The organism is Streptomyces sp. CNH287, assembly GCF_000424825.1.
In genome coordinates, this window is sequence record NZ_AUKQ01000015.1 from 90725 (window position 1) to 107428 (window position 16704).

Annotated in this window: 13 protein-coding genes; 8 read left to right on the plus strand and 5 right to left on the minus strand. The window is 72.4% G+C overall.

The genetic code is table 11. From position 1 onward, the window contains the following. Positions 1 to 9: 9 nt before the first annotated feature. A complete protein-coding gene (gene groL / locus H299_RS0116620; protein ID WP_027749314.1) occupies positions 10 to 1632 on the plus strand; it encodes a chaperonin GroEL in 1623 nt (540 codons plus the stop codon). A gap of 215 nt (positions 1633 to 1847) precedes the next feature. On the opposite strand, the gene H299_RS0116625 is transcribed toward groL, so the two are convergent. Both H299_RS0116625 and H299_RS0116630 read right to left on the minus strand, forming a co-directional pair. Then, positions 1848 to 2621 carry an SDR family NAD(P)-dependent oxidoreductase gene (locus H299_RS0116625; protein ID WP_027749315.1) on the minus strand — a complete coding sequence of 258 codons (774 nt, stop codon included), beginning with the start codon at positions 2619 to 2621 and terminating at the stop codon, positions 1848 to 1850. A 74-nt stretch (positions 2622 to 2695) separates the two neighbouring features. Further along, the gene (locus H299_RS0116630) at positions 2696 to 3376 is read right to left on the minus strand and encodes an MOSC domain-containing protein (RefSeq protein ID WP_027749316.1); all 681 of its coding nucleotides are present in this window, start codon (positions 3374 to 3376) and stop codon (positions 2696 to 2698) included. An 80-nt stretch (positions 3377 to 3456) separates the two neighbouring features. On the opposite strand from H299_RS0116630, the gene H299_RS0116635 reads away from it, so the two are divergent. Next, positions 3457 to 4359 carry a LysR family transcriptional regulator gene (locus H299_RS0116635; protein ID WP_027749317.1) on the plus strand — a complete coding sequence of 301 codons (903 nt, stop codon included), beginning with the start codon at positions 3457 to 3459 and terminating at the stop codon, positions 4357 to 4359. Positions 4360 to 4422: 63 nt separating this feature from the next. Here the strand turns inward: H299_RS0116635 and H299_RS0116640 are convergent, their stop codons facing one another. Continuing rightward, positions 4423 to 4743 (minus strand): WhiB family transcriptional regulator, encoded by a 321-nt coding sequence (locus H299_RS0116640; protein WP_027749318.1) that lies wholly within the window; start codon positions 4741 to 4743, stop codon positions 4423 to 4425. Positions 4744 to 5114: 371 nt separating this feature from the next. Between H299_RS0116640 and H299_RS0116645 the strand changes: the two genes are divergently transcribed. The 4 genes from H299_RS0116645 to H299_RS0116660 all read left to right on the plus strand — a co-directional run bounded on the left by H299_RS0116645 (position 5115) and on the right by H299_RS0116660 (position 9499). Next, positions 5115 to 5726, plus strand: a complete 612-nt coding sequence (locus H299_RS0116645) for a response regulator transcription factor (protein ID WP_003948568.1) — start codon at positions 5115 to 5117, stop codon at positions 5724 to 5726. A gap of 345 nt (positions 5727 to 6071) precedes the next feature. After that, positions 6072 to 6647, plus strand: coding sequence for an RNA polymerase sigma factor ShbA (gene shbA / locus H299_RS0116650; protein ID WP_027749319.1), 576 nt, complete (start codon positions 6072 to 6074; stop codon positions 6645 to 6647). A 152-nt stretch (positions 6648 to 6799) separates the two neighbouring features. Continuing rightward, a complete protein-coding gene (gene guaB, locus H299_RS0116655; protein ID WP_027749320.1) occupies positions 6800 to 8302 on the plus strand; it encodes an IMP dehydrogenase in 1503 nt (500 codons plus the stop codon). An 81-nt stretch (positions 8303 to 8383) separates the two neighbouring features. Then, positions 8384 to 9499 (plus strand): GuaB3 family IMP dehydrogenase-related protein, encoded by a 1116-nt coding sequence (locus H299_RS0116660; protein WP_027749321.1) that lies wholly within the window; start codon positions 8384 to 8386, stop codon positions 9497 to 9499. A gap of 81 nt (positions 9500 to 9580) precedes the next feature. Here the strand turns inward: H299_RS0116660 and H299_RS34585 are convergent, their stop codons facing one another. Both H299_RS34585 and H299_RS0116670 read right to left on the minus strand, forming a co-directional pair. Next, the gene (locus H299_RS34585) at positions 9581 to 10702 is read right to left on the minus strand and encodes a methyltransferase (RefSeq protein ID WP_486587302.1); all 1122 of its coding nucleotides are present in this window, start codon (positions 10700 to 10702) and stop codon (positions 9581 to 9583) included. 225 nt (positions 10703 to 10927) lie between these two features. After that, entirely contained in the window at positions 10928 to 12190 is a 1263-nt protein-coding gene (locus H299_RS0116670; protein WP_027749322.1) for a nucleotide sugar dehydrogenase, read from the minus strand. 234 nt (positions 12191 to 12424) lie between these two features. Here H299_RS0116670 and H299_RS0116675 point away from each other — a divergent pair, with 234 nt between their 5' ends. Both H299_RS0116675 and H299_RS0116680 read left to right on the plus strand, forming a co-directional pair. Continuing rightward, positions 12425 to 14131, plus strand: coding sequence for a glycerol-3-phosphate dehydrogenase/oxidase (locus tag H299_RS0116675; protein WP_027749323.1), 1707 nt, complete (start codon positions 12425 to 12427; stop codon positions 14129 to 14131). A gap of 428 nt (positions 14132 to 14559) precedes the next feature. After that, a complete protein-coding gene (locus H299_RS0116680) occupies positions 14560 to 16479 on the plus strand; it encodes a serine/threonine-protein kinase (protein WP_027749324.1) in 1920 nt (639 codons plus the stop codon). Positions 16480 to 16704: the final 225 nt, after the last annotated feature.

Consider the following 16704-nt stretch of genomic DNA (forward strand, 5'->3'; position numbering starts at 1 on the left):
AAAGCTCCCATGGCGAAGATCCTGAAGTTTGACGAGGACGCGCGTCGCGCCCTCGAGCGCGGCGTCAACCAGCTCGCCGACACCGTGAAGGTGACCATCGGCCCCAAGGGCCGCAACGTCGTCATCGACAAGAAGTTCGGCGCCCCGACCATCACCAACGACGGCGTCACCATCGCCCGTGAGGTCGAGATCGACGACCCGTACGAGAACCTCGGCGCCCAGCTCGTGAAGGAGGTGGCGACCAAGACCAACGACATCGCGGGTGACGGCACCACCACCGCCACCGTGCTGGCCCAGGCGCTCGTCCGCGAGGGTCTGCGCAACGTCGCCGCCGGCGCCTCCCCGGCCGCGCTGAAGAAGGGCATCGACGCCGCCGTCAAGGCCATCTCCGATGACCTGCTCGCCTCCGCCAGCCCGATCGACTCCAAGGAGGACATCGCGGCCGTGGCCGGCCTGTCCGCCCAGGACAGCCAGGTCGGCGAGCTGATCGGCGAGGCCATGGACAAGGTGGGCAAGGACGGTGTCATCACCGTCGAGGAGTCCCAGACCTTCGGCCTGGAACTCGACTTCACCGAGGGCATGGCCTTCGACAAGGGTTACCTGTCCCCGTACATGGTGTCCGACCAGGAGCGTATGGAGGCCGTCCTCGACGACCCGTACATCCTGATCCACCAGGGCAAGATCGCCTCGATCCAGGACCTGCTGCCGCTGCTGGAGAAGATCATGCAGTCGGGTGGCTCGAAGCCGCTGCTGATCGTGGCCGAGGACGTCGAGGGCGAGGCGCTCTCCACCCTGGTCGTCAACAAGATCCGCGGCACGTTCAACGCGGTCGCCGTCAAGGCGCCGGGCTTCGGCGACCGCCGCAAGGCGATGCTGGGCGACATGGCCACGCTCACCGGCGCGACCGTCATCGCCGAGGAGGTCGGCCTCAAGCTCGACCAGGCCGGTCTGGACGTGCTGGGCAGCGCCCGCCGCGTCACCGTCACCAAGGACGACACCACCATCGTCGACGGTGCGGGCAACAAGGCGGACGTCGAGGGCCGCGTCGGCCAGATCAAGGCTGAGATCGACGCCACGGACTCGGACTGGGACCGCGAGAAGCTCCAGGAGCGCCTGGCCAAGCTGGCCGGCGGTGTCTGCGTGATCCGCGTCGGTGCCGCGACCGAGGTCGAGCTGAAGGAGAAGAAGCACCGTCTCGAGGACGCCATCTCGGCGACCCGCGCGGCGGTCGAGGAGGGCATCGTCTCCGGCGGTGGCTCCGCTCTCGTCCACGCCGCGAAGGTGCTGGAAGGCTCGCTCGGCAAGACGGACGACGAGGCGACCGGTGTCGCCGTCGTGCGCCGTGCCGTCGTCGAGCCGCTGCGCTGGATCGCGGAGAACGCGGGCCTCGAGGGCTACGTCATCACCTCGAAGGTCGCCGACCTCGACAAGGGCCAGGGCTTCAACGCGGCCACCGGCGAGTACGGCGACATGGTCAAGGCCGGCGTCATCGACCCGGTCAAGGTCACCCGTTCCGCCCTGGAGAACGCCGCCTCCATCGCCTCCCTGCTGCTCACGACCGAGACCCTGGTCGTCGAGAAGCCGGCCGAGGAGGAGGAAGCGGCTGCGGGCGGTCACGGCCACTCGCACTGACCCGCTGACGCGCACGCGTACCGGCCCGCGGCCGGTACGCCACGAAGCGCCGGGCGGGCCGGCAGAGCCGGCCCGCCCGGCGCTTCCGTGCGTCCGGCCTGCGGCGCGTCCGGCCTGCGGCGCGCGGGTACGACGCGGCGGTGGGCGTGCGGGCGGCGAGCGCGCGCCCCAGGCGCGCCGCCCGGCCGGCCCCGGCGGACGCGCGCAGCCGCGCGTCAGCGCGGCCCGTACTTGCGGCCCGTCGTCGACGAGGCCCGGCTGAGCACGCCGCGCGGGGCCAGCTTCGCCAGGCCGAGCAGCGTCTTGTAGCGCGGGTCGGGGATGGACAGGGTCTTGCCCCGCGCGAGGTCGGCCAGCGCCACGTCCACCACCCGCCCCGCGTCCAGCCACATCCAGCCCGGCACCCGGGTGGCGTCCATGCCCGCGCGCTCGTGGAACTCCGTCCGTACGAACCCCGGGCACAGCGCCATCAGCCGCACTCCGCTCTTTCCCAGGTCACGCGCCGCGCCCTGGGTGAACTGCACCGTCCACGCCTTCGAGGCGCCGTACGTCCCGCGCGGCACGAACGCGGCGACCGACGCCACGTTGATGATGCCGCCGCGCCCCCGCTCCCGCATGGCCGCCGCCGCGGCCGAGGTCGAGCGCAGCACGGCCTCGCAGTGCACCCGCAGCATGGTCAGCTCGTCCGCGATCGGGACCTCCAGATAGCCGCCCTTGTTGCCGAACCCCGCGTTGTTCACCAGCAGGTCGACCGGGTGGCGGCGGTCCCCGGCCCGCTCCTCGAGCGCCGCGATGCCCGACTCCGTCCCGAGGTCGGCGACGAGCACGGACGCCTCGACGCCGTGCCGGTCGTGCAGCTCGGCCGCCTGGGTACGCAGCCGCTCGGCGTCCCGCGCGACGAGCACCACGTGGTGTCCGTCCCGGGCGAGCTGCCGTGCGAACGCGGCGCCGAGCCCCGCCGTCGCTCCCGTGATCAATGCAGTCGTCATACCGGGCACGCTATCCGCCGCGCACCCCCGCCACGTGCCCCTTCACCGCCTCCGCCCAAGCGCTTCCCCCGAGTTCACCGTGCGGACTGCGGTAGCGCGGACCCGAGCCGGCGGCGCAGCCGCTCCTGTACATCCAGCTCCAGCGCGTCCCACGCGGGCAGCAGCCGGGGCAGCAGCTCCGCCTGCATGGTCAGCGCGCGGAACCAGAAGGACACCGACACCTCGTGGTCCGGCCGGTGCACCACCTCGACCGGGTCGCCCGCCCGGATCTCGCCCGGCTCGATCACCCGCAGGTACGCGCCCGGCGCGGCCTCCCGCGTGAACCGCCTGACCCAGCCGCGCTCGCCGAGCCAGCCCGCGAAGGTCTGGCAGGGGATGCGCCCGCAGCTGACCTCCAACACCAGATCCGGGCCGACGCGCCAGCGCTCGCCGATGCGGGCGTCGTTGACCGCCACGCCGCTCGTGGTCAGGTTCTCCCCGAAGACGCCGTTCGGCAGCTCCCGGCCCAGTTCCCGGGCCCAGCCGTCCAGGTCCTCGCGCGCGAACGCGTAGACCGCCTGGTCGTCGCCGCCGTGGTGGCGCCAGTCACCGATGGTGTCCCCGGCCAGGCCGCTGCCGCCGACGCCCTTGGGGCCGGGCGCCCGTACGGAGACCGGGCCCTCGACGGGACGCTTGTCGATTCCGGTGATGTTGCCCGCGGAGTCCGTGTGCTCCGAGACGCGAGCGGTGCCGAGATTCACTGACAGGAGATGCATGTCCGCACGCTAACGATGCTTTGGCCAAGGCCGCCAGGGGATATATGTGCTGTTCCCCAAGGCGCGCTTATGCTCGGAGGATGATCGAAGCGCGTCATCTCCGGGTGCTGCGGGCCGTGGCGGGGACGGGGTCGTTCTCCGCCGCCGCGCGGGAGCTGGGCTGCTCCCAGCCCGCGGTCAGCCAGCAGATGAAGGCGCTGGAGCAGTCCGCGGGCACCCCGCTGCTCTTCCGTACGGGCCGCGCGACGCGGCTCACCGAGGCGGGCGAGGCGCTGCTGAGGCACGCCTCGGGCATCCTGGCCGGGCTCACCGCGGCGGAGGAGGAGGTCGCGGCGCTGGCCGGGCTGCGCGCGGGGCGGGTGCGGCTGGTGTCCTTCCCCAGCGGCAGTTCCACCCTTGTGCCCTCGGCGGTCGCCGCGATGCGCGCGGACCATCCCGGCACCCGGGTCTCACTGGTGGAGGCGGAGCCGCCCGGATCGGTGGAGATGCTGCGGGCGGGGGACGTGGAGATCGCCCTCGCCTTCCGCTACGACCCCTCGCCCGAGTGGGACGACCTGGCCGTACGGCCGCTGCTGCGCGACCGGCTGGTGGGCCTGGTGCCCAGGGACCACCGCTTCGCGGGGGAGCGCGAGGTCGGCATCGCGCGGCTCGCGCAGGAGCCGTGGATCGCGGGCTGTCCGCGCTGCCGGCGGCATCTGGTCGAGGTGTGCGAGGAGGCGGGCTTCACGCCGAGGATCGACTTCGCGACCGACGACTATCCGGCGGTCGTGGGTCTGGTCGCCGCCGGGCTGGGCGTGGCGGTGCTGCCGGAGCTGGCGGTGGGCTTGGTGCGTACGGAGGGGATCGCGACGGTGCGGGTCACCCCGCTGGTGCCGCGCGAGGTGGTGGCGCTGGCGCTGCCGGACCTGGCCCGGGTGCCGAACGTCGCGGCGATGCTGGACCGGCTGGTGCTGGCCGCGTCGGCGGCGGCCGGACGGCGCTGAGGCGGACGGCGCCGGGGCGGACGGGGCCGAGGCGCGGGCGGGGAGGTCAGCAGAAACGATTCTTCACCGGCTTGCCCCGCTCGCCGAGGCCGTGGCGACCAGCCGGCTGCGCGCCCGGCCCATCAGCTCTTCCCGTTCGTCCTCGGTGAGCCCGCCCCACACGCCGTACGGCTCGCGCACCGTCAGCGCGTGCGCGGCGCACTCGGAGCGCACCGGGCAGCGCATGCACACCTCCTTGGCGGAGGTCTCACGGGCGCTGCGGGCGGCTCCGCGCTCTCCTTCGGGATGGAAGAACAGCGAGCTGTCGACGCCCCGGCAGGCGGCGAGGAGCTGCCAGTCCCACAGGTCGGCGTTGGGGCCCGGGAGGCGGGAGAAGTCTGCCATTGCGTGTCCTCTCGGTGGTGTGCTCGGAGCGCACCGTGGAGGTGGAGTCGCTCATCTGTAAATATGACTCTTTGTCGAATCTAGCTATTACCCGAACCAAGCAAAAGAAATCATGAGCAAACAGGTCATTTAGGGGCAATGTGCGCGGCTGTGCGATATCGGAGTTCTCTGTCCGTACACTCACGTAGAGTGTGCAAAGTGGCCACTGAAGCCCGTAACTCTTTTGGGTGACCGTCGTTGAGAGTGCGGAGGCGATTGGCGGACAGGGTTCGGGCAGCGAGTGCCCAGGCCCGCAGCCATCAATCGCACAGGTGACGATTCGTAACAGCCTGGAGGCTCAAGGTGATGCGCATCAGCTGCGGGGGGCGGTCATGACGTCCGTCCTCGTATGCGACGACTCCCCGCTTGCCCGAGAGGCGCTCCGCCGCGCGGTCGCGACCGTGCCCGGTGTCGAGCGTGTGACGACGGCGGCCAACGGCGAGGAAGTGCTCCGCCGCTGGGGTGCTGATCGCTCCGATCTGATTCTCATGGATGTCCGGATGCCCGGACTGGGAGGGGTGGAGACCGTACGGCGGTTGCTCTCCGCCGATCCCGGGGCGCGCATCATCATGCTGACCGTGGCCGAGGACCTGGACGGCGTGGCGCTCGCCGTCGCCGCCGGAGCCCGCGGGTATCTGCACAAGGACGCCTCGCGCGCCGAGCTGCGGGCCACGGTCACCCAGGCCCTGGCCGACCCGACGTGGCGGCTCGCGCCGCGCCGGCTGCGGTCCGCCGAGATGGGAGCGGCCCCCACCCTCACCGCGCGCGAGATCCAGGTGCTGGAGGGGATGAGCCACGGCAGGTCGAACGCCGAGATCGGCCGGGAGCTGTTCCTGTCCGAGGACACGGTGAAGACGCACGCCAGGCGGCTCTTCAAGAAGCTCGGCGCCTCGGACCGCGCGCACGCGGTGGCGCTCGGCTTCCGCTGGGGGCTCGTGCGTTAGAAGTGCCCGCAGGGCACCTCCGGGCTTCTCCAGGTGAAAGCGGCAGTGACAGTGGCGGCGGCTCCCGCTCCGGCGGGGCCGCTGCCACTGTCACGCCCGCGTCTTCGTCGTAATGCCGCGCGATGCCGCATGCTTGAGGGTGTGACTCCTCCCCGGCTGCTGCCGGGGCCTCTCACCCAGCCGCGAAGGGCCTCATGACGGAAGAGCCCCGCCCGGCGCGGTGCGGATCGACCCTGAAGGGGGCGGGCTAGCGGCATGGCTACGGGCGCACTCCGTGATAACGCTTCGGCGCACAAAGAGGGACGCGATGCGGCGGATCGCGCGGCCTCGGTGCACCATGGACTGATGCGCGAAGACGAGCACTCGCCGGTCGGCGCCCTCGTACAGCGTGCTGTCGAGGGGGACGAACGGGCCACGCACGACCTTCTCGCCCGTGTCCACCCGCTGGCCCGGCGCTACTGCCGCACCAGGCTGACCCGGCTGCCCGGCGACGCCCGGCACTTCGTGGACGACCTCGCGCAAGAGGTCTGCCTCGCCGTCCTGTACGCCCTGCCGCGCTACCGCGACACCGGCAAGCCCTTCGAGGCGTTCGTGGTGGCCATCGCCCAGCACAAGATCGCCGACTTGCAGCGGGCCGCCATGCGCGGGCCCGGCAGCACCGCCGTCCCCTCCGACGAGATGCCCGAGCAGCCGGACAGCTCGCTGGGGCCGGAGGAGCGGGCGCTGCTGAGCAGCGACGCGGAGTGGGCCAAGCAGCTGCTCGCCAATCTGCCCGCCCACCAGCGGGAGCTGGTGCTGCTGCGGGTGGCCATCGGGCTGTCCGCCGAGGAGACCGGCCGGATGCTCGGCATGTCGCCGGGCGCCGTACGGGTGGCGCAGCACCGCGCGCTGAGCAGGCTGCGGGCGCTGGCCGAGCAGTAGCGGCGCTGCGGCGCCGGTGCCCGTCCTGGTGCCGGCGCTGGTGCCGGTACGCAAGAAGAGCAGTGATCCCGGCCGTCCCAGGTGCGTGCTCCGGCAGTGCCCGGAGACCGTTAGCATGGACATTCGCGCCGCGCAACCATGGGGAAGGTGTCATGACAGACAACGTCGACGGAGTGCCCGCCAAGTTCGCCATGCTCGGGCTTACCTACGACGACGTGCTGCTCCTGCCAGGTGAGTCGAACATGGCCCCGCAGGACATCGACACCGGCTCGCAGGTCTCCCGCAACGTCCGGGTGAACGTACCGCTGCTGTCCGCCGCGATGGACAAGGTGACCGAGGCCCGGATGGCCATCGCCATGGCCCGGCAGGGCGGTGTGGGTGTGCTGCACCGGAACCTCTCCATAGAGGAGCAGGCCCTCCAGGCCGACCGGGTCAAGCGCTCCGAGTCCGGCATGGTGACCGACCCGATCACCATCGGCCCGGACGCCGTGCTGAGCGAGGCGGACGCCCTGTGCGGGCGCTTCCGGATCAGCGGGGTGCCGGTGACGGACCCGGCCGGTCGGCTGCTGGGCATCGTCACCAACCGTGACATGGCCTTCGAGCTGGACCGCGGCCGTCAGGTCCGCGAGGTCATGACGCCGATGCCGCTGGTCACCGGCAAGGTCGGGATCTCGCGGGACGACGCGATGGAGCTGCTGCGCCGCCACAAGATCGAGAAGCTGCCGCTGGTCGACGGCGACGGCGTGCTCAAGGGCCTGATCACGGTCAAGGACTTCGTGAAGGCCGAGCAGTACCCGAACGCCGCCAAGGACGCGGAGGGCCGCCTCGTGGTCGGCGCGGCCGTCGGCGTGGCCGGGGACGCGTACGACAGGGCGCAGGCGCTGATCGAGGCGGGCGTCGACTTCCTGGTGGTGGACACGGCGCACGGGCACTCGCGGCTCGTCGGCGACATGGTGGCCAAGATCAAGTCGAACTCCTCGGTCGACGTCATCGGCGGCAACATCGCGACCCGGGACGGCGCCAAGGCGCTGATCGACGCGGGCGCGGACGCCGTGAAGGTCGGCGTCGGCCCGGGCTCCATCTGCACGACCCGCGTCGTCGCGGGCATCGGCGTGCCGCAGGTCACCGCGATCTACGAGGCCTCGCTCGCCGCCAAGGAGGCCGGTATCCCGGTCATCGGGGACGGCGGCCTCCAGTACAGCGGGGACATCGCCAAGGCACTGGTGGCCGGGGCGGACACGGTGATGCTCGGCAGCCTGCTCGCGGGCTGCGAGGAGTCGCCGGGGGAGCTGCAGTTCATCAACGGCAAGCAGTTCAAGTCGTACCGCGGGATGGGCTCGCTGGCCGCCATGCAGTCGCGCGGGGAGTCCCGTTCCTTCTCCAAAGACCGCTACTTCCAGGAGGAGGTCGGCTCCGACGACAAGCTGATCCCGGAGGGCGTCGAGGGCCAGGTGCCGTACCGCGGTCCGCTCTCGGCGGTCGTGCACCAGCTGGTCGGGGGGCTGAAGCAGTCGATGTTCTACGTCGGCGGGCGCACCGTCCCCGAGATGAAGGAGCACGGCCGCTTCGTCCGGATCACCGCGGCGGGGCTGAAGGAGAGCCACCCGCACGACATCCAGATGACCACCGAGGCGCCGAACTACTCGCGCCGCTGAGGTCTCGGGTAGCAGGCAGCACCGCCACCAGTGTCACCGTCGGTGATACTGGTGGCGCACCTATGAGGAAGGGCCACATTCGTGACTGAGATCGAGATCGGGCGCGGCAAGCGCGGCCGTAAGGCGTACGCCTTCGACGACATCGCCGTCGTGCCGAGCCGGCGCACCCGGGACCCGAAGGAGGTCTCGATCGCCTGGCAGATCGACGCCTACCGCTTCGAGCTGCCGTTCCTGGCCGCGCCGATGGACTCGGTCGTCTCCCCGGAGACGGCCATCCGCATCGGCCAGTTCGGCGGCCTGGGCGTGCTCAACCTCGAGGGCCTGTGGACGAGGTACGAGGACCCGGAGCCGCTGCTCGCGGAGATCGCGGAGCTGAGCGAGGAATCGGCCAACCGCCGGATGCAGGAGATCTACGCCGAGCCGATCAAGGAGGAGCTGATCGGCCGCCGGATCAAGGAGGTCCGCGACTCGGGGGTGGTGACGGCCGCCGCGCTCTCGCCGCAGCGCACCGCGCAGTTCTCCAAGGCCGTGGTGGACGCGGGCGTGGACCTGTTCGTGATCCGGGGCACCACCGTCTCCGCCGAGCACGTCTCCTCTGCCGCCGAGCCGCTGAACCTCAAGCAGTTCATCTACGAGCTGGACGTGCCGGTGATCGTCGGCGGCTGCGCCACCTACACGGCGGCGCTGCACCTGATGCGTACGGGTGCGGCGGGCGTGCTGGTCGGCTTCGGCGGCGGCGCCGCGCACACCACGCGCAACGTGCTGGGTATCCAGGTGCCGATGGCGACGGCCGTCGCGGACGTCGCCGCCGCCCGCCGGGACTACCTGGACGAGTCCGGCGGGCGCTACGTGCACGTCATCGCGGACGGCGGCGTCGGCTGGTCCGGCGACCTGCCCAAGGCGATCGCCTGCGGCTCGGACGCCGTGATGATCGGCTCGCCGCTGGCCCGGGCCACGGACGCGCCGGGGCGCGGTCACCACTGGGGCATGGAGGCGGTGCACGAGGACGTGCCGCGCGGCAAGCGGATGGACCTGGGCGCGGTCGGTACGACCGAGGAGGTGCTGCTCGGCCCGTCGCACACGCCGGACGGTTCGATGAACTTCTTCGGTGCGCTGCGCCGCGCGATGGCCACGACGGGCTACTCCGACCTCAAGGAGTTCCAGCGCGTCGAGGTGATGGTCGCCCGCTCCCGCTGACCCCGGCGGGCGCGGTCGCGGCAGCGGGCGGTTCTGTCGGCAGGCGGGTCGGCGGGCGGGCTACGCGGGCAGGCGGGCGGGCTACGCGGGCGCGGTCCCGGAGTCCGGCACGGCCTGGGCGTCCGGCACGGACACGGCTTCGAGCAGGGTGAACGGCGACCGGGTCCGGTGCCGGGCCGTGCACCGCAGCCCGGCCGCCGCGAAGAGCGCCTCGAAGTCGGCGAGGGGGCGTTCCCGGCCGGTGGCGACGGTGAGCATGTTCAGGTCCATCAGCGGGACGATGCCGGGCTCGCCGGGACCGCCCAGGAGCATCTCCACGACCACGATCCGCCCGCCGGGGCGGAGCGAGTCGCGGCAGTTGCGCAGGATGCGGACGCAGTCGTCGTCGTCCCAGCCGTGCAGGACGGACTTGAGCAGGTAGAGGTCGGCCGGGGCAACCGAGGTGAAGAAGTCGCCGGAGAGGGTGGAGAAGCGGTCCGAGAGACCGTCCGCCCGCGCCGCCTCGGCGGCCTGCGGCACGATGTGCGGCAGGTCCAGGACCGCGCCCGAGAGCTTCGGGTTCCGGGCCATCAGGCCCCGTACGAGGCTGCCGCCCGCGCCGCCGACGTCCACCGCGAACGACACCCCGGTGGTGTCGAGCAGGCGGGCCGCCTCCTGGGCCACCAGCGTCGAGAGGCCGTCCATCGCCCGGGTGAACTGCGCCGCCTCGGCGGGGTTCTGGGCGTAGTAGGCGGGCATCTCGGCGCCGAGCGCGGCGGTGGCCTGCTGCTGTCCCGTCCGCAGCGCGTCGGGGAAGCGGCCCCAGGGCAGCCAGTGCCCGGGTGCGGCCTCCACCAGCGCGATGTCCCGCAGCGAACCAGGTACGTCCGCGCGCAGCGTGTCCAGCAGCGCTGTGGGGCGGAAGCGGACGCCGTCGGTGCTGCCCACCAGCCCGAGCGAGGCGGCGGCCCGCAGGAGCCGCAGGGTGGCGCCCGGGTCGGTCGACTCCAGCGCGGCGATCTCCGCGGCCGTCTCGGCGCCGCGCCCCAGATGCTCGGCGACGGAGTGCCGGGCCAGGGCGCCCACGATCTGGGTGCGCCAGTAGCCGGTGATCAGGTTGAGCATGCGGACGTGGTGGTCCTCGTGCGGTGCGGACCGCTCGCCTCCGGGAGGCGGGGCGGTACGGGTGGTGCCCTCGTTCTCGGTCGCCACGCGTTGCGTCATCAGGTCCCTCCATGGTGGGCGGCGCGGCGGACCGGACGGCCGGTGCCGCGCCGACGGATGTTCGGTACCGCTGGTCAGTCCAGCGGACATACGCGCCGGTGGCACGGGTGCGCGCCGTGGAACCACTCGGAGGTGTACGGCCCGTGCGCGCCCGTCGAACGGATGTCGCCCACTCCGTGCACGCGTACCGCCCGCCAGGGGCACACCGCGCCGCCCGGCAGGCCCTCACAGCCGGTACGCCGCGCCGGTCGGGCTGGCGCCCCGGGTGTCGAGCAGGAGCTGCGCCTTGGCGGCCAGACCCTGGAGGTCGTAGGTGCGGTGGTGCTGGAGGAGCAGGGTCAGGTCGGCCGCCGCGGCGGCGTCGTAGAGCGACTCGGCACGCGGTACGGGGCGGCCCCCCGCGCTCCAGCGCGGCACGTACGGGTCGTGGTAGCTCAGCTGCGCGCCCAGGTCGCGCAGCCGGGTGGCGATCTCGGCGGCGGGCGCGCCCGCCTGGTCGGCGAGGTCGGCCTTGTAGGTGACCCCGAGCAGCAGGACGTGGGCGCCGCGCGCCGACTTGCCGTGCTCGTTGAGCAGGGCCGCCGCGCGCTGCGAGACGTAGCGCGGCATCCGGGCGTTGACCTCCTGCGCCAGCTCGACCATCCGCAGCGGATAGCCCAGCGCCCGGCTGGGGTACGAGAGGTGGTTGGGGTCGATGGGCACGCTGGGGCCGCCGACGCCCGGCCCGGGGCGGAAGGACTGGAAGCCGAAGGGCTTGGTCTCGGCGCAGCGGATGACGTCCCAGATGTCGACGCCGATGTCGTGGCAGAAGACGGCCATCTCGTTGATGAGCGCGAGGTTGATCTGCCGGTAGTTGGTCTCCAGGAGCTTCGCCGTCTCCGCCTCGCGCGGCCCCCGCGCCCGTACGACCTTCTCGGTGAGCCGCCCGTAGAACGCCGCGGCGGCCTCCGTGCAGGCGGGGGTGAGGCCGCCGATGACCTTGGGGATGTTGGCGTAGCCGTACGCGCGGCTGCCCGGGTCGAGGCGGCTGGGCGCGTACGCGAGGTGGAAGTCGCGGCCCGCGCGCAGCCCGGAGCCCTCTTCCAGCACGGTGCGCAGGAATTCCTCGGTGCTCCCCGGGTAGACGGTCGATTCGAGGATGACCGTGGTACGGGGACGCAGACGGGAGGCGAGCGTGTGGGCGGCGGTGCGCACCGGACCCAGATCGAGCGCCCGGTCGGACCCCAGCGGGGTGTCGACGCAGATGACCGCCGTACGGGCCCGCCCCAGGAACGCCGGGTCGGCGGTCGTCCGGAAGCCCCGGGCCAGCATGCGGCGCAGGGCGGCGGCGGGGAGCGAGCCGTCGGCGGGCGGGCGGCCCAGATTCAGATCGGCGACGGTGCGCGGGTCGGGGTCGTAGCCGATCGTCCCGATGCCCGCGGCGGTGGCCGCCTGGGCGAGCGGGAGACCCGAATGGCCCAGGCCGATGACGGCGAGATCTGCGGGCATGATGGCTGACTTCCCTTCCCCCCGGCTCCCCCGGCGGACGCGTGGCGGGATACGCACTGTCAGGTTAAGCGCCTATATGACAGATATGCGGCATTGGTCGCGCAGGCGTGCCGGTGCCCCGCCGGATTCAGCGGGATGGGGGACCATCGACAGGGGCGCCCTCCCCTCGGCAGCGAAGCGGCACGGCGGCACGGCGGCACAGCAGGACCAGCAGGACGATCACAGGAGGCAGCGGTGAGGACAGCGACACTGGGACCCGAGCAGCGCGCCGGCGCGCTGGCGAAGATGGCCGAGCGGGAACTCGACGTACTGGTCGTCGGCGCGGGCGTGGTCGGCGCGGGTACCGCGCTGGACGCCGCCACCCGCGGCCTGTCCACCGGCCTCGTCGAGGCGCGCGACTGGGCCTCGGGCACCTCCAGCCGCTCCAGCAAGCTCATCCACGGCGGGCTGCGCTACCTGGAGATGCTCGACTTCACCCTCGTACGGGAGGCCCTCAAGGAGCGCGGGCTGCTGCTGGAGCGGCTCGCCCCGCATCTGGTGAAGCCGGTGCCGTTCCTGTACCCGTTGCAGCACAAGGGGTGGGAGCGGCTCTACGCGGGCTCCGGCGTGGCCCTCTACGACGCGATGTCCCTCTCCTCCGGCCACGGGCGCGGGCTGCCCACGCACCGCCACCTGAGCCGCTCCCGCGCCCTGCGGGTCGCCCCATGCCTGCGCCGGGACGCGCTGGTCGGCGCGCTCCAGTACTACGACGCGCAGATGGACGACGCCCGCTACGTCGCCACCCTGGTCCGTACGGCCGCCGCCTACGGCACGCACGCGGCCAACCGGGCGCGGGTGACCGGCTTCCTGCGCGAGGGCGAGCGGGTGGTCGGCGCGCGGGTGCGCGACCTGGAGCAGGGCGGCGAGTTCGAGGTGCGCGCCCGCCAGGTGGTCAACGCGACAGGTGTGTGGACGGACGACACCCAGGGCCTGATCGCCGAGCGCGGCCAGTTCCACGTACGGGCCTCCAAGGGCATCCACCTGGTCGTGCCCAAGGACCGCATCCACTCCTCGACGGGGCTGATCCTGCGTACGGAGAAGAGCGTGCTCTTCGTCATCCCGTGGGGCCGGCACTGGATCGTGGGCACCACGGACACCGACTGGGACCTGGACAAGGCGCACCCCGCCGCCTCCAGCGCGGACATCGACTACCTCCTCGAACACGTCAACTCGGTGCTCTCGGTGCCGCTCAGCCGGGACGACGTGGAGGGCGTCTACGCCGGTCTGCGTCCGCTGCTGGCGGGGGAGTCGGAGGCCACCAGCAAGCTCTCGCGCGAGCACACGGTGGCCCATCCGGTGCCGGGGATGGTCGTCATCGCGGGCGGCAAGTACACGACGTACCGGGTGATGGCCAAGGACGCCGTGGACGAGGCCGTGCACGGGCTGGACCACCGGGTCGCCGAGTGCTGCACCGAGCAGGTGCCGCTGGCCGGGGCCGAGGGCTACCACGCGCTGTGGAACGCGCGGGCCCGGATCGCCGCCCGCACGGGGCTGCATGTGGCGCGCGTGGAGCACCTGTTGAACCGCTACGGGTCGCTGACCGAGGAGCTGCTGGAGCTGGTCGCCGCCGATCCGAAGCTGGCCGAGCCGCTGCCCGCCGCCGACGACTACCTCAAGGCTGAGATCGTCTACGCCTGCACGCACGAGGGAGCCCGTCATCTGGACGACGTGCTCACCCGCCGCACGCGCATCTCCATCGAGACGTTCGACCGGGGCACCCGCTCCGCGCGCGAGTGCGCGGAGCTGATGGCACCGGTGCTGGGCTGGGATGAGGGACAGGTCGACCGGGAGGTCCAGCACTACGAGAAGCGGGTCGAGGCGGAGCGCGAGTCGCAGCGGCAGCCCGACGACCTGACGGCGGACGCGGCACGGCTGGGGGCCCCGGACATCGTGCCGCTCTAGGGGGTGTCTTCGAAGTCCCGCCTTGCTCGTGGTGCCTGGCACGCACGTCTTCCCCCTGGCTTCGCCGGGAGGTACCCCCTGCGTTGTCGGAACGTCCACGTAGCCCACTACGAGGACGCCCCTCCGCCTTGCAGCCGCACGCACCAGACACCACGAGCACCCGCCCTCCCAGGGGGCACCTCCCGGGCCGCCAAGGCCCAGGGGGAGGGACGGCGCTACTTCGAAGACACCCCCCAGCCCAGGACCCGGCCCGCTGTGCTGAGCGGCCCTCAGCAGGCTCTCGCCTCCCGGGTGCGGTGTGCCCGCGGGGCGGACCGGCCGGGCGTACGGGAGGCGGCGGCTCACCCCGTACGCGGGTTGTCGGCATCGTGCGTCACAATGAAGGCTCTGCCGAAGGCTCGGCTGCTTGAGGGGATGCAAGGGGATTCATGGGCCAGGACGTTGAGGACGGGCGGCTGGTAGGCGGTCGCTATCGGCTCGAGGGAGTGCTGGGTCGCGGGGGCATGGGCACCGTGTGGCGCGGGCGGGACGAAACCCTGGGCCGTACGGTGGCGGTGAAGGAACTGCGCTTCCCGTCGAGCGTCGACGAGGAGGAGAAGCAGCGCCTGGTCACCCGCACCCTGCGGGAGGCGAAGGCCATCGCGCGCATTCGCAGCGGCAGCGCCATCACCGTCTTCGACGTGGTGGACGAGGACGACCGGCCGTGGATCGTGATGGAGCTGATCGAGGGCCGCTCGCTGGCCGATCAGATCCGGCAGGACGGCCCGTTGGAGCCGCACCGGGTCGCCGAGGTCGGGCTCGCCATCCTCGACGTGCTGCGCGCCGCGCACCGTGAGGGCATCCTGCACCGCGACGTCAAGCCGTCCAACGTGCTGCTGGAGGAGGGCACCGGCCGGGTCATCCTCACCGACTTCGGCATCGCCAAGGTCGAGGGCGACCCGTCGATCACCTCGACCGGCATGCTCGTCGGCGCCCCGTCCTACATCTCCCCCGAGCGGGCACGCGGCAATCCGCCCGGCCCGCCCGCCGATCTGTGGTCCCTGGGCGGCCTGTTGTACGCGGCGGTGGAGGGCAGGCCGCCGTACGACAAGGGTTCGGCGATCTCGACGCTTACGGCCGTGATGACCGAGCCGCTGCCGCCGCTGGAGCGGGCCGGCGGGCTGAGCGAGGTCATCTTCGGGCTGCTGGAGAAGGACCCGGACAAGCGGCTCGATGTCGCGGGCGCCCGGGTGCTGTTGGAGCGGGCGCTCGCCGGCGAGGACGCGGCGGACCAGCCCGGGGGCATGGACGCGACGCGCGCGGTGCCGCTGCTGCCCCCGTCGGCCGTGCCCCCGCCGCCCGCCGGGGCGCCCGGCAGCGCGCGGGCGGGTGCGGCGGGCGCGGGAGCGTCGGGCGGCCGTGACGGTGCGTCGGCCGGGGGCGGCAGCGGTCCGCGCTCGGGCGAACGGATGCGCGCCGCCCTCCAGTCCGCGCGGAACGCCTCAGCCGGGCGTGCCGCGGCGCCGTCCGCGGGCGCGAGCGCCTCCGCCGCCCCGGGGCAGGGCCCGCTCACGGGCGACGGGCGCGGCGCGAAGCCCAGCTTCGGCGACTTGGTGACGCGGCGCACGCTGGTCATCGTCGTCGCCATCGTGGCGGCGCTGGTGGTGCTGGGCGTGATGGTCGCCTCGGCGTTCAGCGGGGGCGGCGACGACAAGGCGGCCGAGTCACAGGGGCAGACCGGCGGCAAGCAGGAGCAGGGCGGCACCGGCGACCAGGGCAAGGGCGGCGACGGGGACGAGGGCAAGGGCGGCGACAAGCCCGGCGACGACGCGCAGGACGGCAAGGGCGACGACGGCAAGGGCGAAGGCGAGGACGGCAAGGGCGAGTCGGACGAGCCCGCGGGCGACGCGCTGCCGGAGGGCTACGAGGAGGTCACCGACGACCGCTTCCACTTCGCCATGGCCATGCCGAAGGACTTCCGGCCCGCCGGGATCGCGGGCGTCGGCTCCGGCCGCAAGTACCGCCCCGCGGGCGACGGCTACCCCCGGATACAGGTGGACTTCAACAAAAGCCCGCTCGCGAACGCGGTCCTCGCCTGGAAGAGCCTGGAGCCCGCCGTGAGCAAGAGCAGCCCCGGATACCGCCTGATCTCCCTGAAGAAGGTGGAATGGCGCGGGTACCCGACCGTCGCCGACTGGACCTTCGAGCGGAACGAGGACAACCGGCAGGTGCGCGTGCTCAACCGCGGTTTCAAGGTGGACGACAAGCGGGGATACGCGATCATGGTGACGTGCAAGGCGGGTACCTGGGACGACCAGGAGTGCCGGACGCTGCGCGAGACGGCCTTCAAGACCTTCGAACCGAAGTGACCCGGCGCCAGGTCCTGTGACCCGGCCCCGGTGGTGTGGGAGGGCCGAGGGGGCGGGAAAGCTCAATGGGTAGGGAAGTTGACCGCCCGGCAGGACCGACCGGAAGAGGAGAGCACGCGCTGTCGTACGGGCTTGTGCCGTCTTGCGGCGCTGGGCCGGTTCGGCACGTATCGTGAAAGACCGCAGACCGTACGCATCCGTAACGAGGCGGATCAGGACCAGTTC